General features: G+C 65.8%; 13 protein-coding genes and 2 pseudogenes. 8 read left to right on the top strand and 7 right to left on the bottom strand.

The window, feature by feature from the left end; all coding sequences use genetic code 11:
* Positions 1-43 precede the first annotated feature (43 nt).
* The gene (locus ACIQBL_RS33100) at positions 44-1,537 is read right to left on the bottom strand and encodes a terminase large subunit domain-containing protein (protein ID WP_401948250.1); all 1,494 of its coding nucleotides are present in this window, start codon (positions 1,535-1,537) and stop codon (positions 44-46) included.
* Positions 1,534-2,070, bottom strand: a complete 537-nt coding sequence (locus ACIQBL_RS33095; RefSeq protein WP_401948248.1) for a hypothetical protein — start codon at positions 2,068-2,070, stop codon at positions 1,534-1,536. The genes ACIQBL_RS33100 and ACIQBL_RS33095 overlap by 4 nt, the downstream gene beginning before the upstream one ends.
* 288 nt (positions 2,071-2,358) lie before the next feature.
* Here ACIQBL_RS33095 and ACIQBL_RS33090 point away from each other — a divergent pair, with 288 nt between their 5' ends.
* Entirely contained in the window at positions 2,359-2,982 is a 624-nt protein-coding gene (locus ACIQBL_RS33090) for a hypothetical protein (RefSeq protein WP_401948245.1), read from the top strand.
* 32 nt (positions 2,983-3,014) lie between these two features.
* Positions 3,015-4,175: an ImmA/IrrE family metallo-endopeptidase gene (locus tag ACIQBL_RS33085; protein ID WP_401948242.1), complete on the top strand. Its 1,161-nt coding sequence runs from the start codon at positions 3,015-3,017 to the stop codon at positions 4,173-4,175.
* A 66-nt stretch (positions 4,176-4,241) separates the two neighbouring features.
* On the opposite strand, the gene ACIQBL_RS33080 is transcribed toward ACIQBL_RS33085, so the two are convergent.
* Positions 4,242-4,439, bottom strand: a complete 198-nt coding sequence (locus tag ACIQBL_RS33080; RefSeq protein WP_401948239.1) for a hypothetical protein — start codon at positions 4,437-4,439, stop codon at positions 4,242-4,244.
* A 53-nt stretch (positions 4,440-4,492) separates the two neighbouring features.
* Positions 4,493-5,371, bottom strand: coding sequence for a hypothetical protein (locus ACIQBL_RS33075; RefSeq protein WP_401948237.1), 879 nt, complete (start codon positions 5,369-5,371; stop codon positions 4,493-4,495).
* 533 nt (positions 5,372-5,904) lie between these two features.
* Here ACIQBL_RS33075 and ACIQBL_RS33070 point away from each other — a divergent pair.
* The gene (locus ACIQBL_RS33070) at positions 5,905-7,275 is read left to right on the top strand and encodes a hypothetical protein (RefSeq protein WP_401948234.1); all 1,371 of its coding nucleotides are present in this window, start codon (positions 5,905-5,907) and stop codon (positions 7,273-7,275) included.
* A 326-nt stretch (positions 7,276-7,601) separates the two neighbouring features.
* On the opposite strand, the pseudogene ACIQBL_RS33065 reads toward ACIQBL_RS33070, so the two are convergent.
* Positions 7,602-7,885: pseudogene (locus ACIQBL_RS33065) on the bottom strand (transposase); the annotation flags it as partial.
* Between the two features lie 51 nt (positions 7,886-7,936).
* Positions 7,937-9,628 (bottom strand): annotated as a pseudogene (locus ACIQBL_RS33060) (ISAzo13 family transposase).
* Between the two features lie 1,324 nt (positions 9,629-10,952).
* On the opposite strand from ACIQBL_RS33060, the gene ACIQBL_RS33055 reads away from it, so the two are divergent.
* The 5 genes from ACIQBL_RS33055 to cas3 are packed head-to-tail and all read left to right on the top strand — an operon-like array spanning position 10,953 to position 17,222.
* Entirely contained in the window at positions 10,953-11,699 is a 747-nt protein-coding gene (locus ACIQBL_RS33055; RefSeq protein ID WP_401948231.1) for a CRISPR-associated endoribonuclease Cas6, read from the top strand.
* Complete coding sequence (locus ACIQBL_RS33050; RefSeq protein WP_401948228.1) at positions 11,696-13,120, top strand: hypothetical protein; 1,425 nt, start codon at positions 11,696-11,698, stop codon at positions 13,118-13,120. The genes ACIQBL_RS33055 and ACIQBL_RS33050 overlap by 4 nt, the downstream gene beginning before the upstream one ends.
* A complete protein-coding gene (gene cas7i, locus ACIQBL_RS33045; RefSeq protein ID WP_401948225.1) occupies positions 13,117-14,148 on the top strand; it encodes a type I-B CRISPR-associated protein Cas7/Cst2/DevR in 1,032 nt (343 codons plus the stop codon). Before ACIQBL_RS33050 ends, cas7i begins: the two co-directional genes overlap by 4 nt.
* A complete protein-coding gene (gene cas5 / locus ACIQBL_RS33040; protein WP_401948223.1) occupies positions 14,145-14,804 on the top strand; it encodes a CRISPR-associated protein Cas5 in 660 nt (219 codons plus the stop codon). The genes cas7i and cas5 overlap by 4 nt, the downstream gene beginning before the upstream one ends.
* 6 nt (positions 14,805-14,810) lie before the next feature.
* On the top strand, positions 14,811-17,222 hold the full coding sequence (gene cas3, locus ACIQBL_RS33035; protein ID WP_401948221.1) for a CRISPR-associated helicase Cas3': 2,412 nt from the start codon (positions 14,811-14,813) through the stop codon (positions 17,220-17,222).
* Positions 17,223-21,847: 4,625 nt separating this feature from the next.
* Here the strand turns inward: cas3 and ACIQBL_RS33030 are convergent.
* Positions 21,848-22,750, bottom strand: coding sequence for a ParB N-terminal domain-containing protein (locus tag ACIQBL_RS33030; RefSeq protein ID WP_401948219.1), 903 nt, complete (start codon positions 22,748-22,750; stop codon positions 21,848-21,850).

Below are 22,750 nucleotides of genomic sequence, written 5' to 3'. Positions count from 1 at the left end.
GTACTCTACATTCTAGGAATTTCAGATAGAGATACTTTCCCTCTCAACGGCGCCCATTCAGACGTTGGTCACCACCATGCCGCGGTGGCGGCATCGTCGGGTCGAGGAACAAGTCCCACAGCGCCCACACCGCACTGTCGAGCAAGTCCGGCGAATCCTCCGTCTCCCCCTGCCCGACGAACGTCGTCATCTGCTCCTCCAGCTCCGCGAACACCCGCGCCGCCCCCACGTGATGGACCCGCACCTGCTCGTACAGCTGAGCGGCCGGAGCCGCCCGAGCCCGCTTCCCCCGCGTTGCATGAACGATCCGCCAGTTCACCGTGGGGTCAACCTGCTCCAGCAGCGCGGGCAAGTAGTCACCGCCGTTGTTCGCCTCGATGACCACGCAGTCGGCACGATGCTCGTGATACAGCGTCGCGGCCCGCTTCATCGCCTGCGTCGGCGTGTACCGGTCCTGCTCCGCGTGCAGCAGATACCCACGGGGCCGCTCGTCCCCGTACATCGACTCAACCGGGAATCCGCGTCCCGCCACCGTAAATGCCGTCATGTCCGCGTTCTCGTGGGACTTCGTGGCCGGGTCGACCGCGACGACCACCCGTTGAAGGTCGGGCAGATGCTCGGGCCGAGGGCGGAAGCCCTCGACCTCCAGCATCCATCCCTTCCACAGCGCGCCCTCCACGTCCTCCAGAAGCTCGCCGGACAGCTCCTGGCGCCCCAGCCGGGTGCCGGCGTACTCCTCCTCCAACTCCTCGCGAGCCGCCGCCGACAGGTTGGCGTCGTTCTCCCGCATGTGCCCGCGGGTCAACACCACCCGCGGTGGCAAGCCGCCCTCCTGGTGGGCCTTCTCCTGAGTACGGCCACGCTCGACGAGCCGCTTCACATGCGGGAGCGGCTTCGGGGTCGTGGAGATGACGACCTGCGGGGTGTCGGCCTCGCGCAGGCAGAACCACAGCATGTCGTAGACCTCTTGCGCGGTATGCCGCGACCAGGCCGCGTACTCGTCGCACCACGCCTTGTCGAACGCCCAGCCGCGCAAGTTGTCCGGTGTCTCCGCGCCGAAGCCACGGATCAACGTGCCGTTCGTCAGCTTGAGGACCGTGTCACCAAGCGACGAGTTGTACTTCGCGACCTCCTCCGGCGGGAACACCGACAGCAGGCCCGACTTCGGGGACTCGAAGCAGATGTCCCGCACGAGCGTGGCGTTTCTCGCGATCACGGCGATCTGCGACCCCGGCGTTTTCGCCCACTCGCGTACGGCCTCCGCGGCCGTACGCGACTTGCCCCAGCCACGGCCGGTGAGCAGCAGCCACACCGTCCACAGCCACAGCGGCTGACGCTGCGCGGCACGGGCGTGGTGATGCTGCCACCCCTCATGGGGGAGCCCGTCACAGCCGACCACCTCGCATGCCCACCGCCGCGCCGACAGCTCATCGGCCCCGATCAACTCGGCGACCTCGGACCAGAGTTGATCGTCGGTCATCAGCGACGGGTCCGCGAAGTCCTCGACCATCCGGCGCTTGGCCCGGCCCCGGCTCACTGGGCGCCCTCCGACAACCGACGCTCCAACTCCCTACGGAGCTGGAGCATCCGGGCCTGACGCTCCTCGTCCGTCAACGCCTTCACGTCCGCGCCCTGGTCCCGCTCCTCGCCCGTCCCGGCCTCGGGTACCTCGCCCACGGCCCGGCGTTCGATCTCCGCCGCGACCTGGATGTAGCGCAGCAGCTCTGACGGCGTCAGCTCCCGAGGGTCCAGCGCCTGAAGCCGCGCCACCGCCTTGCTCTGTACGGCCTGGGCCAACTTCGCGTGCCTGCGGGCGATTTCACGCCGCGCCTGCGCCTGCTCCGCGAGGAACAGCCGGTCCTGCTCCCGGTCGTACGCCGTCGTCCGCACCACCCATGCGAACTGCCGCGACCAACGACCCACCAGCGCACGGGATTTATCCAACTCCCGTGCCACCTTCGTGACACTGCGCGCCGGCCCGAAGTCGCGGTACACGGCGAACGCCTCGAATGCCTGAGGGGACTCACCGCTCTGCCGCTCCCAGGGATCAACGGCGCTCCGGCCACTCACCGGGACCTTCCTTCTCCCCCGCGCCGCGCAGCCCATCATGCACGAGGAAGAACGCAGCCTCGTCCGAGATAGGGGCGTATAGCCCCGCCTCACAGCTCTCAGAAGGCTCACAAGATTCTTTAGAAAGCCCACCGCCGAGGGCCGCACCCTTTTGACCTGTGGCAACTCACGTCAGCCGAGGACCGTCGGGCTCTGCACCAACTGGACTTCTACACAACAGGGTTGACGGGATGTGGGTTCATCGCGAAAATTTCATCCATGAACCCACAGTCGTGGCTCGATGCGTTCGTGGAGCGCAACGCGGTGGACCTGGCACGGATGCGCGAGTACTGCGAACTGGGCCTCGCTGTCGCCATGAAGAGCGAGCGGAAGAAGCGACCGACTCCCAAGAAGGTGGAGGGTTCGGTGGTGGCCATGGAGATGCGTGATCTCGTCCTGCTCGCCGCCGACAACCCTGTCTTCTTGTCCGGCAACTTCACTCTCGTGGAGAAGCCGAACCGCTCAGTGTGTCTCCGGGAGAAGCTCACCGGCCAAGAGGTACGTGTCCGTAAGACCAAGGAACCGCCCCTTCTTAATGCGGCGGCGTACCGGCCTCCCGACATCCATCAGCCCCCGATCTTCGACGCCGACGGCGACGGCCTTGACTCCGGCCTGATCCCGGTCCTCGTCTGGCACATCGATCCGAGCGACCTCATGGCCGACTTCAGGGCCGTCATCGTGGACGACCTGGAGGAACTGAACCACTCCCCGATGACGGTCTGTGCTTCCACGGAGGTGCCTCTTCTCGCCAGCCTGAAGGACGCTAACGTTGCGACCGCCGCCAGCGCGGTGAGCGACGACTTCGGCAACCTGGTCAGCCGACGTCGTCCTCGGGAAGCCGATGGAACAGGGGATACACCGCCTCAGGCGTAGCCCCACACGGACAGACAATGGAGATGGGTGCTGTGGCTGAGACGATCGCCGTCTACGGATATCGCGTCCGGCAGGCGCGGACGATCCGCCACAGCCCGATCAAGCCTCTCGCGCAGATGCTCGACATGTCTCCCTCTGCGTGGACCGCGCTGGAACGCTCGACGTCCACGGACATGCCTCGCCTCAAGCTCAGGTCTCTCGCGACCCGCTTGAGATTTCCGGCCGAGTTCTTCTCCCAGCCTCCAGGGCTCCCCATTCACCGCGGCTCTCTACTGTTCCGCAGCAAGAAATCGATCAAGGTGGCGCAGATCGACGCTCTGACCACCCTGGCAGAGATGATCGTCGAGCTGGTGGGCGCCCTCGGCGAACACGCTACGCAGCCGCCTCTCCGGTTGCCTATGGCACTCCGGCAGGACATCAGTCCCGAGGAGGCGGCCCGACTCACCCGTCATGCGCTCGACCTTGCCGAATCCGAGCCGATCCCCCACGTGATCCACACGCTGGAACGCGCCGGCGTACCCGTCGCCGTCGCCGACGTCGACATGCCGGATGCCAGGCACGACGCCTTCTCCGTATGGGGTGGGGATTTTCATGAGCAACCCCTGATCGTCGCTCGGCCGGTGAACTCCTGGGAGCGCACACGTTGGTCGATCGCCCACGAAGCCGGCCACCTGATCCTGCACCGCGGAGCCACGGGCGAGGTGGACGAAGATGCCGCCAACCGCTTCGCCAACGAGTTCCTGCTACCCGCTGACATGCTGCGTGAGGAGTGGCCCGGTGCCGTCACGCTCACGTCCTTGATGCCACTGAAGGAGCGTTGGAAGATGTCGCTCGCAGCGATCATCACGCACGGCAAGCACCTCGGACTCATCGAGGAGCACCGTGCCACGGGCCTCTTCAAGCAGCTCTCCGCGCGTCGCGATCCCAACACAGGAGTCACCTGGCGAGTCCAGGAGCCCGGGTGGGCCGACCTGGAACCCGAGCGACCCCGTCTCCTCGCCGTTATGACCGAACGGGGCTTGGAGCAACGGCCTACGCCCGACCTGTTCACCGCCCTCACCGGCGGCTGGGCCTCCGACCTGATGGAGGAGATCATCTCCGGTCAGCGCGAGGCACCCGCAGTCGTCCAGGAGCACGCCAAGACCGCTCCGACATCGCTGCCCGACAACGTCGTCGCACTGCGCCGGGCCTGAGTCTGGCTGGCGGTGGGCCCGCGCCCCGCGCCGACCTTGGGCGACGGGGCGTCGGAACCTCACCCGTTATCGACGATTCCGCTTCCTCGGCCTCCATGGCAGCCAGTTCGCCGCCGCCTCGATGACGTCCACGACGTCCTTCCTGTCCGCACGGAACAGTGCGATCACCACGGTCACGAACAGGGTGAACACGAACAGAAGGAGCGCGAAGCCCACCCACTCTGCCGCATCTTCCGGCAGCAGTCTCACAACCTGCATGTACATGCGCTGTCTTCTCCAGGCCGCGGACCGGGCGCGACCTCAGAGTCAAAAAAAGGTCACGCTGTGCGGTACATAGGCGGCAGGCTTCGAGACCCGGTCTTCCCGAGCATCCGCACGACGGCGTCACGCGGTGGCGCATTCCGCGTGCTCGCGCTCGTCAGGGCTGTACGGAGGTACACCAGTCCCCTGGAACCGAGTTGGGCGAGTCTGTCCCTGTGCTCACGGATGGCCACACCGCGCAGCCCGATCAGTGCGAGCAAGAGGCTCTTGATGTTGCGCGCTTCGCGACGCGTGAGCCCGATGGCCCGACCGAGGCGGTAGACGGTGCGCTGCCAGGGCACGCCCTCGCTCCCCGATCGGGGCTCTTCGGTGCGCAGGAAATCCATGTTGTTGCTCAGGCAGTCGAAGTCGTTCATCGGCAGCAAGACCGTCTCGCCTCGCAGCAGGCTCCACAGCCCCGCCACAAAGCTCTTCATCACGGCGGACTTCCCGGATCCGGCCACCGCCATGATCAGTCCGTTATCCCTGTCGACGGCCTCTCGGGCACTCAGCACCGTCCTGGCCCCGATACCGAAGCGGCCAATCGAAGGGCGGCTTCGCCATCGGGACAGGTCTTGGTAGAGGTCGAACAGGGACGCCGCCCGCACCGTTTCCCGCGCCCGCACAGACACGCTTCGGTCTTCGTGCCGATAGACAAAGGCAGGGCACGGGTTCATCGGCCGGAACGCTGCCGAAGTCTCACATCGCCGCTGGCCTTGCAGTTCTTGCGCGGCGGCCGCATACGCTCGGCTCAGAACGTCGGCCACGACTCCGCTCTGGATGGACGCGCCCAGCCCGCCGTCCCGCGAGGCGTCCGTCGGCGTCGTGCGGTCAGCAGGGATCTCAGAAGTCTCATCTTCAAGCCACGGAGGCAGCAACCGACCCTCTTCGTTCACGTCACTACCCCCCTTCCGCCCTCGGCTCTCACACCAAGCGTACCGGGAGGATGAGACAGGCCGTTCTGCGTAAGTGGGGCACACCTGGCGGCAGTTGGCTGCCAAGCCGCACCGACGCTGCGAGACCGGGTACACCAACACCTCAAAGGCACGCCTAGGCTCATCCTCCGGCACACGACCGGCCCTCACCAGACGGTCGATCGCGGCCCACAGCACGGTGGCCGTCTTCCACCAGGACCTCCCCCACGCCGAATACCGTCTCCCGGGTGCCTCTCAAACACGGTGAAGATCACGCCCAGCGCCGTCACCGAGTTCCCGATCTTGTATGCGGCACGGGCTCGTACTGCGGGGTCGGCCGCAGTACTGTCCTCGGAACTGTTGTCCCACCACGGCGTCGGCGCGAGGTCGACGCCGTCCTGGACGACCTACCAGCCCAGGACCTCCCGGTGTCACGGTTGGCAACGCCGCGTCAGTAGGCTGCTCTTTGCCTCGCACGGTGTCGTAGCGGAGCGTGTCAAAAGGGGGCGGCGCCGATGATGGATCTTGAGTTGAAGATCAACCAGGTTTGGCATCAAGAGGTCAGGCCTCTCGTGACCGAGGCGTACCGCTGCTACACGACAGGCTCTGCGCGCGCATGCATCGTCCTGACTTGGACGGCGGTGTGCACGGATCTCATCCACAAGCTCTACCAGCTCGCCGAGGACGGCGAGGGCGAAGCCGCGCAGGTTGTGAAGAGGATCGACGACGCCCGGGGCAAGCCTGACCGTGACGCGATCCGCACGATGCTCGACGTGGAGAACACGATCCTCGATGTATCCGAGAAGCTCGATCTCATCGACTTCGTACAGAAGCGCGAACTGGAACGGCTGAAGGAAGACCGCAATCTGGCAGCCCACCCATCGCTACGGCCTCTCGGTGAACTGTTCAGCCCCACCACCGAGTACGCCAGGGCCCACCTCACGGCAGCGATGGAGGCACTGCTGATTCATCCGCCGAGCCAGGGCCGCAAAGCCCGCGATCGCTTCCGTGACCATGTGGGAGAGGTGTCGTTCGTCGGCAGCAGCGACTACATCGCGCAGGTCTACTTCGACCGGGTTAAGTCCGGCACCCGACGCAGCATCGTCGTCTTCGCCGCCAAGGAAGCTCTCCTGGAACTCAAGAGCGTGGGCGCGCTCAGCAAATCGGTCATGGCCGACCGATACGCAGTCTGCCTCCGCGCCTTCGCTGAGCGGGACCGCACAATTGTGCAGCAGGCCATCGGGTCCGTCATCGGGCGACTTGGGCAACAGCCCCTTGACGTTCAGATCCGGTCGCTCGTGCGTCTCGGTGACCTCGACGTCTTCTGGGATCAGGTCGACGGAGCAATGCGCAGTCAGATCGCGGACTACATCGAGCAGATCAACCTGCCAGACGGCAATAGCCAGTTGACCGTCGACCAGACAGGTGTCCTTGGCTTGGTGGAGCTCAAGAACCTCCGGACAGCACTCCTGTCGTTGGAACCGAAATTCCGCGCCCTGTCACCGTCGCAGAAGGCGTCCGTGATTAGCCATCGACCAGGCCCGTACGTGGCCGGCTACGTGGCCGACATCCTTAGAGACGCCACGAGCTGGCGCAGCGCGGAGAACGCGGCACGCTTGGTGGTTCCTGTATGTGCGCCGCACCTGACCTCGGAACAACTTGACGGCATCCTATCCGCCTGGGCCGCGAACTATGAATGCCGTACGGCGTCGGGGATGCCGGAACTTGCTGTCAGATTCCTCTCGCTAGTCCCCTCTCCCCTCCGAAATGACCACTCTTGGCAAGATTTCCTGAACACCGTTCGAGAACTAGAAGAAGCAGACAGCTACTTCCGCTACGAGGAGCTCGAACAAGCGATGCTCGCTTTCGCTGACTCTAGTAAATAGTTCCACCTTGCAGCCATCGATGCGGCGTTGATAGCGAACCAATGGGTTCGTGGAACCGAGCGTTGATTGCATTGATGCTTGGTATACGTCGGACGCCGCGCCCAACCGTACTTCGGCCAGCGACACTGGATCCGTGCAACCTGGCTGCGCGGAGCGGGTGCGCTGTGCGGTAATGGCTACTGCGGATCAGAACTCGCTGCGGAAGGTCGTTGAGGGCCAGATCATCCGCCTGGAGGGCAACGCCTTCCAGGACTGCATGGATCGGCTCGGCCTGGAGCTGTACCCCGGCAACTATCAACCGGTGCGGGCCGGTGGGCCGAGAGGCGATAGACGCCGGCCTCGTTCCAGTCGCGCAGACGGCGCCAGCACGTCATGCCCGACCCGAACCTCAACTCCTGCGGCAGGTACTCCCGCTGAATCCCGGTATGCAGCACATACAGGATCCCGGACAGCACCTCCCGGTCCGGCAATGCCTTGCGGCCGGGATACCGGAACCTGCGTGCGCGCTGCGGCAGCAACGGCTCCAGACGGTCCCACAGCTCATCCGACACGATCCACGGAGGCGTCCCCACACCGGACCGAACGCTCAATCCCGCCTCGGACACGGCAACCGGGAGCGATCCACCTCATTGTGTTAGCCGTTGTTAGGGCATGCAGATCTTTAACTCGTCTTTTTGACCTTGGTCTTGGCGGTGTCGGGGGCGAGGAACGTTGCGACGTCTTCTAGTGTGCGGAGGCGGGCGGTCGAGGTGCTGACGGAGTGGCCGTGTGCTTCGAGGAGCGGGTGGACTTCCTGTTTCGCGCGGCTGATGGTCATGGCGGTGACGCCGAAGAGCTGGCCGAGGAGGTCCATGGTGGCGAGTTTGCGCAGGTGGAGCAGGGTGACCAGGATCCGGTCGGCTGGAGTGAGCTTGGCTTTGGCGCCTGTGCCGGGGGCGACCAGGCGCTCGTGACCGCGGCGTGCGCGGAGCACGTGCTCGCGTTGAGCCTCCAGTGCGGGGGTCAGGGCGTCGATGAGCTCGTTGAGCTGTTGGCGGGTCATCCCGGTCAGCTCGGGGTCCTGCAGCGAATGCCGCGTGAGGCGGGGCGGGCTGCTCGCCGTTGCCTGGGCCTAGGTGCTGTCGGTCGTCGCCGCGTCCATCGGATGCTGGGGGTGGAGGGTGTAGTTCCAGTCTCCGTGGAAGCGGTGACGGGTGATCGGCAGGGCGGCGATCTCGTCGTCGGTGACCTGGATGCCGGTGGGGTAGGGGTTGGTGTCGAGTTCGGCGTGCACTCTCAGGCCGGTCTTGGTGGTGGTTGCGGCGATGCTCTCGACGATGACTTCGTGGCTGGTCAGGGGCCTGCCGCGCCAGTTCATGGTGATGTGGGAGAACAGCCGGTGCTCGATCCGGTTCCACTTCGAGGTGCCGGGAGGCAGGTGGCAGACGGTGATCGTCAGGCCGGACTCGGCGGCGAACCAGGCGAGTTCGGTTTTCCAGGTGCGGGTGCGATAGCCGTTGGAGCCGCCCGCGTCAGCGGTGATCAGCAGCCGGCCGGCCGTGGGATAGACGGCCCGCCCGGTTGCATTCCACCAGCGGCGGATGGACTCGACGGCGAACGCGGCGGTGTCATGGTCGATGCCCACGTTGACCCAGCCGGTGTTCGCGGCGACGTCGTAGATGCCGTAGGGCACTGCCCTGCCCAGCTCGCGGTCGGGGAAGTCGTGGGTGTCGACGCGTACCGGCTCGCCTCGCGGCTCCCATTCACGGCCGTTGTTCTTGAACGGGCCGACCAGCTCCTTCTTCTTCGTGTCCACACTGATCACCGGCGCCCCGCCGTCCTGGTGGTCGCGGGCCTGTTCGTTGAGGTAGTGGAACTGGGCGTCCCGATCGGGATGCTGCTTGCCTTCCAGTGTCTTGGCGTTGCTCTGCAGGCTGAAGCCCTCCTCGCGCAGGAGGTCGCCCACCGTGTCCGCGCAGATCCTGTGGCCTTGCCGGGTCAGTTCCCCGGCGAGCTTGCGGGTGGACTTGGTGGTCCAGCGCAGCGGCGACATCGGATCCCCGCGCACGTCGGGCTCGACCAGCGTGAGGAGCGCCGTGCGGACGGCCGGGTTCAGGTCGGCGACGCGTTTGCGGCCGGCGCCGGGCCGTCGGATGCGTCCCAACGGGGCTGCTCCGGCGGCGAGTTCGCGTATTCCTGCAGACACCCTGGCCTCACGGACACCGGCGGCGCGGGCGACCGCCCTGATCCCGCCGCGGCCGAGGGACTGGGCCTCCGCCCCTATCAGCAGGCGACGCTGCCGCTCGTCGAGGTGCGGCAGAATCGCCCCGAACTTGGCTGCCAGCACGGCCCGTTGCTCTTCCAACCCGCTCATGCCGGACCAACGAACCACCGAGCAGAAAGCCACGAGTTAAAGATCTGCACGCCCTTAGGAGCAAGAATCCCTAGCCAAGCTGTTGCGAACCTCCGGGATAATGAAGATGCGACTTGGCCTTTCTGCCCGGAAGATCTACGGGAGATCTCGAACCTTTCGGGGGCCCACAAGGGCTCAATCGAGACGGCGGAGGTGCATTCCTTCGATGTTGCGAACCTTCCAAGCTGACGAAGAACCCAGACGTCGCGATCGTCTCCATTGGCCGGCTGCAGTTCTGAACCCTCCCGGGCAGATGAATACGGCCGTGACTCGTGCGAACAGGTACGACACTGGCAGTTGCAAACCCTGCATGGGCTAATGACGACCCACCTATCGCTGACGCCCTGCGAGTTCATGCCACGTTGCCGACGTTCCGATCCCTCTGGGCTGACGTCGCGAGACTCGGCCAAACCCACCTACCCACAGAATGCGTTGCGAACTCTCTTGGGCCGATGGCGACTTATGGGCTGCGCGGGGCTCCCTCCTGTTGCGAACCTACAGCTGATAGTGACGAGCATCCGCTTCGCTGCACAGTCCATCCACCTTGCCTTACTAACCCCTCATGGGCTGATAACGACCGGCGTCGGATGATCGGACGGCACATGCTCAACACATTGCGAATCCTCTTGGACTGATGACAACACCGATTGAAACCCTGCCGGTTCCATTTCCGATGATGTTGCGAACCCTCTTGGGCACATGACCACGTTACCTACGCCGCGCTGACATGGAGAGGTCGTGCGTGTTGGAACCTTCTCCGCCTTATGCTGACCAACCCAAACAATCCGCCGCGCGTAGTCTGGCACACGACGTTGCAATCCCTCCAAGGGCCTGACGACCACCTGGGCCGCCTTCAACGTCCTGGACCTGATGGGCATGTTGCGACCCTTCATGAGCTGATGACGACGATCGTCCCGCGCCAGAATGGCAAAGGCGCGATCCTGTTGCGAACCCTCGTGGGCTGACGACCAAACTACAACCGGCCCGCCTACCAGTCCGCTGCACGTTAGGGACCCTTGATGGGCTGATGGCGGTCAAGCAGGCGAGCAGTCGCTGTTCGGCTCGGTGCGCAATCGCCCGAGAACCATGATGAGCGGGCTGTTCGACCGCCACTCTCCGACCCCACAGCCCTACCACAGTACGTCCAAGATGTCCGCACTACATGAGCGTTGTCAGTGCCTGCCTGTACGTTCCCCTCTACGTCAACACCCCAGCGACGGCGGTGCTTTGACGTGTCCTGGCGTGCAGTCATTCACCCCAGCAGGGGAGAAGTACGAGGGAGATCGTGCGGCTTCGCTTAGAAATCAATACCCGGGCCCGGGAGCTTCCTTGGGGGGACGTCCTCGCCCCGGGCCGCGGCATCATCTACGACTCGCTGTACCGGGCCGCTCCGCAACTGGCTGAGAAGATCCACGAGAACGGTTGGGGCCCCTACGGCATGGCTCCCTTCGGCTACAGCGCGCCCATGTTCCCGAACGCGCGCCGCGTTCGCGGGAAGTACTCGACGCAGGGAACCGGCTATCTGGAGTTCGGCAGCCCGCTGCCCGAGGTCGTACAGGCCCTGGCCCTGGACTTCATGAACCCTGCACGCGCTCTGCTCGACTGGGGAGGGGTTGCCCTCCAAGTCGGCAGCGTCACCGTCCAGCAGCCGCCCAGCTTCGCCAGCGGCCGAGCCCGGTTGCGTACCGCGAACCCAGTCCACATCGCCGAATACGAGAAGCCGAAGCCCGGTGGTGAGCACACCCCTGTGCGGGCACTGCTGCCCGAGGATCCGGCATATCCGGTGGCGCTGGAAGGCAACCTCAATCGCCGTGCCGAGACCTTCGGCCACCCGTCAGACATCCGGATTGAGGCGATCACGTGGTTCGGTCCGCGCCGCTCGTTCCGGGTGACCGGCCAGGGCCACTCCGGACACAGGACCGGTGCGCCGGTGGAGGTCGAGCTCAGCGGCAGTTCCGGCGCGCTCGCCGCGCTCTGGTCCGCAGGCCTGGGCCAGCAGACGGGTGCCGGATTCGGGTGGGTGGTCGCATGACCGAGATGCCCACCGAGCAGACCGCGTTACGGCTTACCCCTCACCCGCTCCAGCGAGTCGGGGCCTTCGCCCTCGCGGGGTTCGCGGCGGCCCGGCATCCAGACCAGGTCACGGGTCGACTGTTCGCCGCGGCCACCGAGAAGGTCACGGCGGCTGCCGTGCAGGCTGCGCTCGTGAGGGATACCAAGGCCGAGGGCGGCTTCCTGCTGAAGTGTTCCTACAGCCTGTGGCCGAACAGCAAGATGAACCACCCGCGAAACAAGAAGCTCTCCGACGCCGAGGTCACCGAGGCTGTTCGAGCGTGGCGCACCATCCCCGCGCCGGAGACCTGGCCGAAGGCCGAGTGCGCGCTGTGCGGCGTCGCGGCGATCGGCTTCTTCGGCAAGAGCGACGTCGTCCTCGCCGAGTCGATCGCCTACCGCAACACCACCCCGCGCGGGCACACCGGTCTCGCTCTTTGCTGGCCTTGCGTTTGCTCCTTCCACGCACTCCCCTTCGGCAGCCACCTCTCCGGAGGCCCGAGCACGATCGTGCACACCTGGGACGAACGCCTCGCCGCGCACACCACCCGCCAGCGGATGCAACGCAACGGTCTGCTGATCATCGCTGGGGCGAAGCCGACCACCCCGAAGCCAGAGGTTGTCGCACTGGCGGCGCTCCGCGGGTACGAGCACCGCGTCACGGCCGGGGTCGAACTGCTGGTGTTCACCAACAACAACCAGGACCAAGCCCTCACCACGCACGCGGTAGACCAGCCGCTCGCCGAGTGGCTGCGCACCACCACCCGGCTGCCAGCCCGGCGCACCGGGTTCGCGAGCCTGCTGCGCGCCTGCCGCACCGACAAGGGCAGCGGTGCGGAGAACCTCGCCTGGCGAGTGTTCCACCGCCCCGAAAGCGTCCCCACAACTCTCGCCTTCTACCTGACCGCCCGCACCGAGTCCCGCGGCCTGCCGGCGCCCGAGTCCCCGGCCGTTGCCGAACTTATCGGCTCCTACCTGCACGAGGTGATGCACATGGACGAAAAGGATCTCGCTGAGATCCGACAGACAGCACAGCGCGTTGCCGCGCTGTTCAAGCCCGACGACACCGGGGGCAAGCTCACCGGCTTCCACGCCCTGTTCCGGCCCGGCCGCGGCACGGACCTGCGCAACTGGCTGCAGCGCCACTCCGTCGAATGGGTCCTCACCCGGCCCGACGACCGGGCACCCCTGATCACCGAGCACGGATTCGAGCTGCTCTTCTCCCCCAGCCAGGACGGCAACGCCTGGTTCTTCCGGCAGTACCTCCTGACCTCCGTCCTGGCCGAACTCCACCGCCGCGGCTGGCAGCCCAAAGACGCCAAGACCGTCGTCGAGGACTTCGACCCCGACGCCATCGACCCCACCGACACCGAAGCCCTTGCGGAAGGAATCACCCAGTGACGCACCTCGCCGGAAAGCTCGCCCTCGACATCCAGGCCGGCGCCCCAAACAACGGACGCGGCCAGGACAACGTCGGCACCGTGAAAAAGATGCAGGTCGGCCGCGACACCTACCCCTACATCTCCCCCCAGGCCGTGCGCCGCTGGCTGCGCGACAGCCTCCCCGCCGACGAGCCCATCTCCCCCGTCATCCGCGAGGGCAAGGGCAAGAAACAGCAGGCGTACACCAACGGCCGCCCCGACCTGTTCGCTGACGACGACCTGTTCGGCTACATGGTCGCCGTCAAGGGATCGGACAGCTCGTGCCAGCGGGACACCGTCCTCGCCACCGGCACCTTCGTCAGCGTCACACCCCAGCGGCCCGCCTCGGACTTCGGCACCATGACCCGCGGATTCGCCGCCGACGACAGCCCCGTCATCCACGAGCACGAGTTCTACACCGCCGTGTGCGCCGGCGACATCAACCTCGACCTCCCCCGCGTCGGCACCTTCGAGACCGACGGCCAGGGCATCCGCATCGCCCTGTTCCCCCAAGCCGCCGAGGAAGCCGCCGCAGCGGGCGCCACCGAGGCCACATTCCGCGGGGTGTCGGCACTCGTGCTGAACATCGCCGAACGCCGCCGCCGCGCCGCCCTCGTGCTACGCACCCTTGCCGCCCTGCGCGGCGGGGCCAAGCCCGCCTCTCACTACGGCGACCGCACCCCGGCCCTTATCCTCCTCGCCCCGATGAAGGGCGGCGTCAACCCCTTCACCCGCGTCCTGGTCAACAAGGACGGCAAGCCCGCCTTCGCGGCGGATACCCTCGCCGAGGAGATTGCCGCGTGGCACGACGAGCTCGACGGCCCGGTCCGTATCGGCTGGGCGCCAGGGTTCCTGGGTGATCAGCGCGACCGCGCCCGTCGTGACCTCGCCGCCCTCATCAGCGCAGGCACCGTGGTGATCGACCACCCGCGCACGATCCTCAACGGCCTCGCCCAGGAGATCGAAGACGGCACCCACGACGCCTGGTTCGAGGACGCCAAGGCATGACCGCCGCAACCGTCACGGCGCTGGAGGCCACCTTCACGGCCCCGGTCACCAGCTTCCGCAACCCCCTGTACTCCGGGGTGCAGGTCGGCCTGCCCTGCCCCCCGCCCTCCACCGTCGGCGGCATGCTCGCCGCAGCGGCCGGCGGCTGGCACAACGTCCTTGAGACCTTCCAGTTCGCCATGGCCTTCCACGCCCAAGGCCAAGGCGTCGACCTGGAGACCTACCACCCGCTCGACGCCCGCGGCCGACCCACCACGCCCCTGCCCAAAGATCGCGAGTTCCTGGCCTTCACCACCCTCACGGTTTGGATCACCGACCAGCCCGAGCGATGGCGCAGCATCCTGCGCCGCCCGACCTGGCCACTGCGCCTTGGCCGCAGCCAGGACCTCGTCGGCCTTCAGCTCGACACCATCGAATTGACGCGCAGACCGGGCACACAACGCGGCGCCCTTGTCGAGGACCGGCCCGGCACCGCCGGGACAGCACTGCGCCTGCCCACCGCGATCCGGTTGGACAGAGCCCGAACCGTGTGGGGCACCTTCCGATACGACGCCACCGGAAAAGTTACCGCCAGTGTCCCCGGCAGCTACAGCACTCCCACCGGCCAAGCGGTCGCCCTGCTTCCGCCAGCCCACCCCGCGACCGCAGAAACATAACAACTCATGCCGTCATCAACCCCAAAGGGATCAAAAGCAAGGGAGGGGACAACTGTGCTGCCCAAGGTCCTGGCCAAGAGCGCGAGGCGAGGTTGGCCAGGGGAGCAGCTGACAGTGCACTTGAGTGCGGCATTAGACGCAGCAGGGCTGGTTGCCCGGCGCACGGGCCGGATTGCAGCCGTGGTCAACATTCTGCCCCGCTTCTGGGACGCCGTGTGTCTAGCTGATCTGCTGCACGATACGGGGAAGATCTCTGACGGATGCCAGACCATGCTTGCTGGGGGCCCAATATGGGGTGAACGCCACGAGGTGCTCTCCTTGGGATTCGTACCTCTGGTTCCGGACGATGAGTTGCGGGCCTGGGTGGCAGCCGCAGTCGCAACCCACCACCGACCGCTGACGAACTCGCCCCGCTCCCTCGCGGCGCTGTACGGAACAGCACCGGTCGAAGAGTGGCAGGCACGGTTCCATCCCGTCGACCACGGCACCGCGGAGGAGCTCGCTGAATGGCTGTACGCGACCGCGATATCAGCCGATCTGCCGGTGAAGCCGCTCCCCACCTGCCCGCACTGGGTCGTCCAGGCGCACACTGAACTGAATGCGCTGCTAGACCGCTGGGAGTACGGGGTCACCCCGGAGGAAGGTCTGGTAGCGGTCCTGCTCCAGGGCGCTGTGACCATGGCCGACCACCTCTCCTCCGCCCACGGCCGACTACACCTCACCCAGCCCATGAACCCGGCCTTCGCCGCCCGGTTGGAGAAGGCCATCACGGCTAAGGGCTACAGCCTGCGACCGCACCAGCAGCGCGCCGCGACGGTCGAAGAGCACCTGCTGCTCCGGTCCAGGACTGGCAGCGGCAAGACCGAGGCATCCTGGCTGTGGGCATGCCGCCAGACTGCGATCATGCACGCCGCAGGACAGGGTGTGCCCCGCGTCTTCTACACGCTGCCCTACCTCGCGTCGATCAACGCCAACGCGGACCGCACCACTCGGGAACTGGGCTCGGCAGATCAGGTCGGCGTGGCGCACGGGCGAGCAGCCGCCTACCACCTGGCCAACGCGGTCTGCCCGGAGGACGGGGACGCGGAACGGGTGACCGCCGCGCGCAAGGCAGTTGCCCGGCAGGCAGCCACCCGACTGTTCAAGGAGACGGTCAGGATCACCACCCCTTACCAGCTGCTGCGCGCCGCGCTGGTCGGAGCGGCGAACTCCTCCCTGCTCGTGGACGCGGCGAACTCGGTGTTCATCATGGACGAGTTGCACGCCTACGACACCAAACGGCTCGGCTACATCCTGGCCATGATGAGCCTGCTGGAACGGCTCGGCGGACGCTTCGCCGTCCTGTCCGCCACCCTGCCCGACGCCCTCGCCGAACTCATCGAAGACACCCTCGCCGGGACCGTAACCCGCACCGACGACGCCGACAGCCCTCAACCAGCCCGGCACCGCATCGGCACCCGCCCCCACCACCTCACCGATCCGGCCTCGATCGCCGAGATCACCGAACGCCTGCACAACGGTGAATCCGTGCTCGTCGTCGCCAACAACATCCGCCAGGCCCAGCAGCTCTACGATCAGCTTGGCCCCGTCGCACGCAGGCTGTTCGGACCGGAGGCAGCGGCCCTGCTGCACTCCCGTTTCAAGCGCCGCGACCGCAGCCGCCTGGAACAGCGCATCACCGAACGCCACAGCGTGGACCGCACCAGGGCGGGGGACCGGCTACCCGGCCTGGTCGTCTCCACGCAGGTCCTCGAAGTCTCCATGGACGTCGACTTCGACGTCCTGTTCACCGCCGCCGCCGACTTCGAAGCCCTCGCCCAGAGATTCGGCCGGGCCAACCGGATCGCCGCCCGGCCCCCATCCGACGTCATCGTGCACGCCGCCCGCTACACCCCCCGCCAAGACGCACCCGGCGAATGGTTCGCGGACGGCATCTATCCGCAGGCCCCCACCCAGGCGGCCTGGCGCATCCTCACCGCACACGACGGACAGCCCGTCGACGAAAACGACATCACCGGATGGCTCAACCAGATCTACGCCACCGTCTGGGGCACAGCATGGCGCCAAGACGTCCTGGCCCACCGAGACCAATTCGCCGCCACGTTCCTGGACTTCATCTATCCCTACGACAGCCGAGACGACCTCGCAGAACGGTTCGACGAACTCTTCGACGCCACCGAAGCCATCCTCATCGAAGACCGCAGCAGCTACGCCGCCTCACTCAACCAAGCACACGGCCGCGCCGGCCGACTCCTCGCCGACGACTACCTCATCCCGCTGCCCGCCAGCGCCGCTCCCCGGGCGCGCTATGACGCGGAATTGAAGGTGCATGTGATCGATGGCACCTACAGCAGCGAATACGGGCTCACCGCCGTACGAGACCCAGGCACCGCGTACCGGAAGGAAGAGCTGTCCTGATCGGCATAGACCCGTTCCGCGGTCGATAGCCACCCGTCTTGAAGCCTTCATCCTCCCGGAAGGGGGCACAACCCGACCACCGCAGCCGGATGCAGCGGTCCACGCACCATCGTCATCAGCCCAGCAGGGTTCGCAACGACTGCGGCTCCATCTGGACCTGAACGAAGCCCCTGTCGTCATCAGCCCAGGAAGGTTCGCAACAAGAAGCGGGCGTAGTACTCGTCGGACGCCTTGTTGGGTTGTCATCAGCCCAGGAGGGTTCACAACTGGCCCATGCAAAGACTCGGTACTGGTCAGCGGCTCGTCGTCATCAGCCCAGGAGGGACTACTGCGGCCACATCCACGGCACCCCGGACCCCGTCGTCATTAGCCCAGGAGGGTTCGCAACACGCCGTAGAACTCCTGCGGTCGCCCTTGGCCGTGATCGTCATCAGCCCAGGAGGGTTCGCAACCCGTTGCCGTCGGAGTCACGCCCCCACGTGGTCCAGGTCGTCATCAGCCCAGGAGGGTTCGCAACACGATGACCTCCAGACCGCAGGGCAACACGCCTCGGGTTGTCATAAGCCCACGAGGGTTCGAAATATGGCCGCCTGCTCCCAGGTGGAGACACAGGCCAGCGTCATCATCAGCCCAGGAGGGTTCGCAAAATGTGGGCGAGGTCTTGCATGCGCCGGTCCGGGGGGTGGTCATCAGCCCAGGAAGGCTCGCAACTTGTCCAGGCCCAGCATGAGGGTGGCACAGCGCGCTGTCGTCATCAGCCCAGGAGGGTTCGCAACGTGCCGGTCCCGGACAGGTCCAGCCCATCGACCACGTCGTCATCAGCCCAGAAGGGTTCGCAACTCGTCCAGGAACACGCGCACGCCGACCTTGCGCAGGGGGCGTCATCAGCCCAAGAGGGTTCGCAATATGGGGTGCGCTCCGCACGTGTGTGCGCCCAGAAGCGCCGTTAGCAGCCCCGGAGGGTTGCCCACGCCGTCATCAGTTCAAGAGAGTTCGCAACCCTTGGTGCTCGGTCGTGATGGTGGTGTAGATCGTTCGTGATCGAGTCCGCCTGCTGTCGTCATAGACCGTAAGGATCGCAATGACCACTCGTGCACCAGCGCCAGTACCGGAGCACCGGTCCTCATCAGCCCAGGAGGGGTCGCAAAGTGTCCGGGGCGATGTGGGCTACGTAGTCACCGCCTGTCGCCATTAGCCCGAGAAGGTTCGTAACATCTACTCGCCGTACGCGTCTGGCATTCGGCCCCGGATTCCTATCAGCCCAGGAGGGTTTGCAACGGCGGCCTCGCGCGGCGGCCTTTGGACACCCAGCGCGTCTTCATCAGCCCAGAAGAGTTCACATCGTTTCTACTACCGCCTGAAGCGCGGTCATGGCGTCCGTTGTCATCCGCTCAGGAGAGCTCGCAACAACTGCAGGTACAGAACGATAGGGTCCCGGTGATCAACAGCCCAGGAAGGTTCGCAACCGGTTGCCGAAGACTGGGTGACGCCAACGCTTCTTCTCTTCATCAGCTCACGAGGGTTGGCAACGCCATGACGTGCGGGCCGCCGACCCAGCGGCGCAGTGCGGGTCTTCATCAGCCCAGGAGGGTTCACAGCAAGATGGGCGCCCGCCGGGTCCAGTCGACGGACTTGTCGTCATCAGCCCAGGAGGTTCGCAACGCAGGGGCTGGGCGCTCGGCGTTCTCCACGCACGCAGTCGTCATCAGCCCAAGAGGGCTCGCAACTACTACGACGTCACGTTCTCCGTGCCGAAGTCCTAGTCGTCATCAGCCCAGGAAGGTTCGCAACATGAGCTGCTGGGCCGGTGGGAGGTCCCACGACGTTGTCACCATCAGCCCACGAGGGTTCGCAATTAGATCGCCTTGTACGTGATGTCCGCGTCCAGCACCGTTCGTCATCCGTCCGACAGGGTTAAGAACACGCCGGTCACGTCCTGTACGCCGCGAGGGGTGCTAGTCGTGATCAGCCCAAGAGGGATCTGAACGCTACATGAACGCGCAGAGCGTGAACGATGAGCAGCGCCGTCATCAGCCCAAGAGAGTTCGCAACTAGAAGTCCACGAGGGGCCGGTCGGCGAAGTACCCCGTCGCCATCAGCTCAGGAGGGTTTGCAACTCCCAGGTGACGGCTGCCTTGGCGGCCAGGCTCTCCGTCGTCATCAGCCCAGGAGGGTTCGAAGCGTGGCGACCGACACGTAGGTCCACGCGGTGATGGGGCCCTCATCGGCCCAGGAGGGTTCGCAACCGCTTCTCGGCACGACGGGAGGCCAGGGCGCAGCTCGCACTCATCAGCCCAGGAGGGTTCGAAACGAAAGGCAGCGCCGCCATTCCCGTTCGCCGAGGGTGGTCGTCATCAGCCCAAGGGGGTTCGAAACATCAGAGTGTTCGGGTTCAGCCCGTCCACGTCATTTCGTCATCAGCCCAGGAGGGTTCACAACCCCTTCACGTCCCCCGCGATCAGAGTGCGGTGCACCGTCGTTATCAGCCCAGGAGGGTTCGCAAGCCGGAGCTGCGAACTGTGGCCGCCTTCATAGGGGGCCGGTGTCGGCATCAGCCCAGGAGTGTTCGCAACGTGCCGGCGGTGGTGTCGGGATCGCAGCAGATCACGATCGTCATCAACCCAAGAGGGTTCGCAACCCCTGATGCGTGGTCGCAATGGCGGTGTAGATCATTTGTGATCGAGGCAGCCTCCTGTCGTCATAGCCCGTAAGGATCGCAATGACCAATCGTGTACCAGCGCCAGTACCGGAGCACCTGTCTTCATCAGCCCTGAAAAGTTCGCAACGTCTTCAGGCCGTCCGGGGTGAGCCGGGGTGTTCAGGTCGTCATCAGACATCGGCCTAGAAGGGTCCGCAACCCGATGTAGAAGAGCGGGACTCGCTCCTCTACGACCGTCGTCATCGGCCCAGCAGGGTTGGCAACATGTCTTCGAAGAACACCATCGCCGATGCGTACAGCTGTCGTCATTAGCCCAGGAGGGGTCGAAACTAGTGGATGTGCGCCAGGTAGTAGCCGGCGCCGTGGTCGTCATCAGCCCGGGAGGGTTCGCAACCAGTCCTCGGACAGGCCGGTGGCCGGGACGAACGGCGTCGTCATCAGCCCATGAGGGTTCGCAACGGGCCGGCGTCCAACGTGCCGTTGCCGTTGACCCGCGTCGTCATCAGCCCAGGAGGGTTCGAAACGCGATCCAGTGCTCGGCGTCCGGATGGTTGGCCTCGGGCCTTTATCAGCCCAGGAGGGCTCGAAACGTCTGCGCGACCTCCCACACGCGGGGACTGCCCGGGTTCGTTATCAGCGCAGCAGGGTTCGACACACGTACCGGCCGCCGCTAAGCCTCGTCGTGATCAGAGTCGTCATCAGCCGAGGAGAGTTCGAAACACGAACGCGCCCAGCGCCAGGAAGTGGAAGACGATGTCGTCATCGGCCCAGGGGCGAGACGAATTTCCGTGGCCATCTGTCGGACGCCCGTGTCAGGTTGCATTGCCATCAGCCCCAGGAGGGTTCGAAACATGGCGGGCTGGACGTCCAGCAGCAGGTGCATGCGGGCCGCCAAAAGCCCAAGAGGGTTCGCAACGCGAGCGTGCGCATCGGCGGCACCACGTCATGGTGTGTCTTCATCAGCCCAGGAGGGTTCGCAACGTGCGGGAGATCTCGGCGAGCACGGTGGTGGTCGCCGTCTTCATCAGCCCAAGAGGGTTCGCAACCGGGGTGTACCTGGCAGGAGTTTGACCACCTACGAGGTCTTCATCAGCCCCGGAGGGTTCAGAACGCCGTGGGGACGGCCGCGATCACGGCGGTGAGGGCCGTCTTCATCAGCCCAGGAGGATTCGCAACGCGGTCACGAACATTTCGTGGTGGACGTCGTCGCCTTCTCGTTCTCATCAGCCCACGAGGGTTCACAACGTCTTGTAGCCGGTCTTCCCGCACGTGGCTTCCAGGTCCTCATCCGCCCAGGAGGGTTCGCAACGCGGGTTCTTCGAGGAAGAAGTCGCCGCCGGGTGCCTCGTCCTCATCGGCCCAGGAGGGTTCGCAACTGGGGCGGAACCCGCGGCCTGATCAAGGCAGTCGCACCGTTATCAGCCCAGGAGGGATCAGAACCTGTGCACGCCCGAGGAAGTGGTGGACGACCTGCAGGTCAGTCATCAGCCCAGGAGGGTTCGCAACACGATGTGGTCGGCCATGTCGGCTTCCTCGTCGCCGGTCCTCATCAGCCCGAGAGAGTTCGCAACACGTACGCCACATCTGACGCGTCCGTCTCACGCACGTCGTCATCAGCCCACTGGGGTTCGCAACCCGCTGGCGGGCTGCAGCGCGCCACTGGTACAGCGTCGTCATCAGCCCAGGAGGGTTCGCAACACCACCTTGAGGCGTTCCTTGCGGTCGACCGGCAGGTCGTCCTCAGCCTAGGGGGAGACGTATCTGCATGGACACGAAGCACGCCTTCGAGAGGGCTCCTGCTCCCGTCGTCCCTGCCGGCGTGGGATGTTCCGGCACTGGAGCCCCAGCCTTCGATCGTTACCGTGCCCCCGCCGACACGGAAATCCGCCGACCTCATCTTTGATGCCTATGGCCTGAATGCTGGCCCCACCTGGCACACGAACACTGACGGGTCTCCGGCTTCTCGCTACGCAGCTTCCCCGGCCAGCACGTCAAGGGCACGCCACAGCTCGCCCGCAGGCACGGTGCCGTTCCGCACCATGCGCTCGATCGCAGCTCGGACGGCAGCTGCGGTTTTCACCGGGATATCGCGCACACCGAACACCGTCTCCAGCGGCGCCGTCCCCGCCCGCTTCGCCTCCCCGGAAGCCGCGTCGAACCAGCCCTCGGCCAGCTCGCCCAAATGCCGCTCGAACACGGCGAGGATCACGCCGAGCGCCGTCGCGCTGTTGCCGATCTTGTACGCGGCCCGCGAGGTTTCCAGCGCGTCGAGCACCGGCTCGTACTGCTTCAGCCCAGCCACCCACCGGTGGTCCGCGGTCGCCGTCGACCGGGCCGCGTCGAACGCCGCCTCGGCCCGCTCCAGCTCGTCGGGCAGGAACATGAACTGCACGGAGGCGAAGTCGAGGTTCGCCTCACCGAGGGAGGCGACGTCGACCTTCTCCAGCAGATCCAGCGTCTTGTCATCCAGGCCCGTGTACTGCCGCCACTCCACCGACTCCAGTTCGTCGTACAGCTCCTTGAGGATCGCCGGATCGTCCTGCCCCGCGATCGCGTTGTGGGAGAGCTGGAGCGCGATCTGCCGTTGGCGGGGCAGAGGCTCGTCGATCTGCATCCACCAGATCTGCGGCAGGCCGGCCTCGATCGCCGCGAGCGTGCGGTGGTTGCCGGAGAGCACGACCAGCCGCTCGGACTCGGCGTCGTTCCACACGAGCGGCGTCGATGTCAGGCAGCCGTCGCGCTCGATGTTCTCCACGAGCTGCCGGAACTGCTCGTGCGGCAGGAACCGCGCGTTGACGTCGAGGAGCGTCAGCGTGCGCGGGTCACCCTGCACCATCTGCGGCGGGGCGAGGCGCGTGGTGTCCTCCAT

This window comes from Streptomyces sp. NPDC088350, from assembly GCF_044753545.1.
Classification (GTDB): Bacteria; Actinomycetota; Actinomycetes; order Streptomycetales; family Streptomycetaceae; genus Streptomyces.
The sequence above is the reverse complement of the archived record's forward strand: the minus strand, read 5'-3'. Positions and strand labels throughout refer to the sequence as shown.

Bases quoted from the DNA above. Each gene is read 5' to 3' on its own strand.
- ACIQBL_RS33080 (WP_401948239.1), bottom strand. From the start codon at position 4,439: ATGTACATGCAGGTTGTGAGACTGCTGCCGGAAGATGCGGCAGAGTGG.
- ACIQBL_RS33070 (WP_401948234.1), top strand. From the start codon at position 5,905: ATGATGGATCTTGAGTTGAAGATCAACCAGGTTTGGCATCAAGAGGTC.
- ACIQBL_RS33050 (WP_401948228.1), top strand. From the start codon at position 11,696: ATGACCGAGATGCCCACCGAGCAGACCGCGTTACGGCTTACCCCTCAC.
- cas5 (WP_401948223.1), top strand. From the start codon at position 14,145: ATGACCGCCGCAACCGTCACGGCGCTGGAGGCCACCTTCACGGCCCCG.
- cas3 (WP_401948221.1), top strand. From the start codon at position 14,811: ATGCCGTCATCAACCCCAAAGGGATCAAAAGCAAGGGAGGGGACAACT.
- ACIQBL_RS33030 (WP_401948219.1), bottom strand. From the start codon at position 22,750: ATGGAGGACACCACGCGCCTCGCCCCGCCGCAGATGGTGCAGGGTGAC.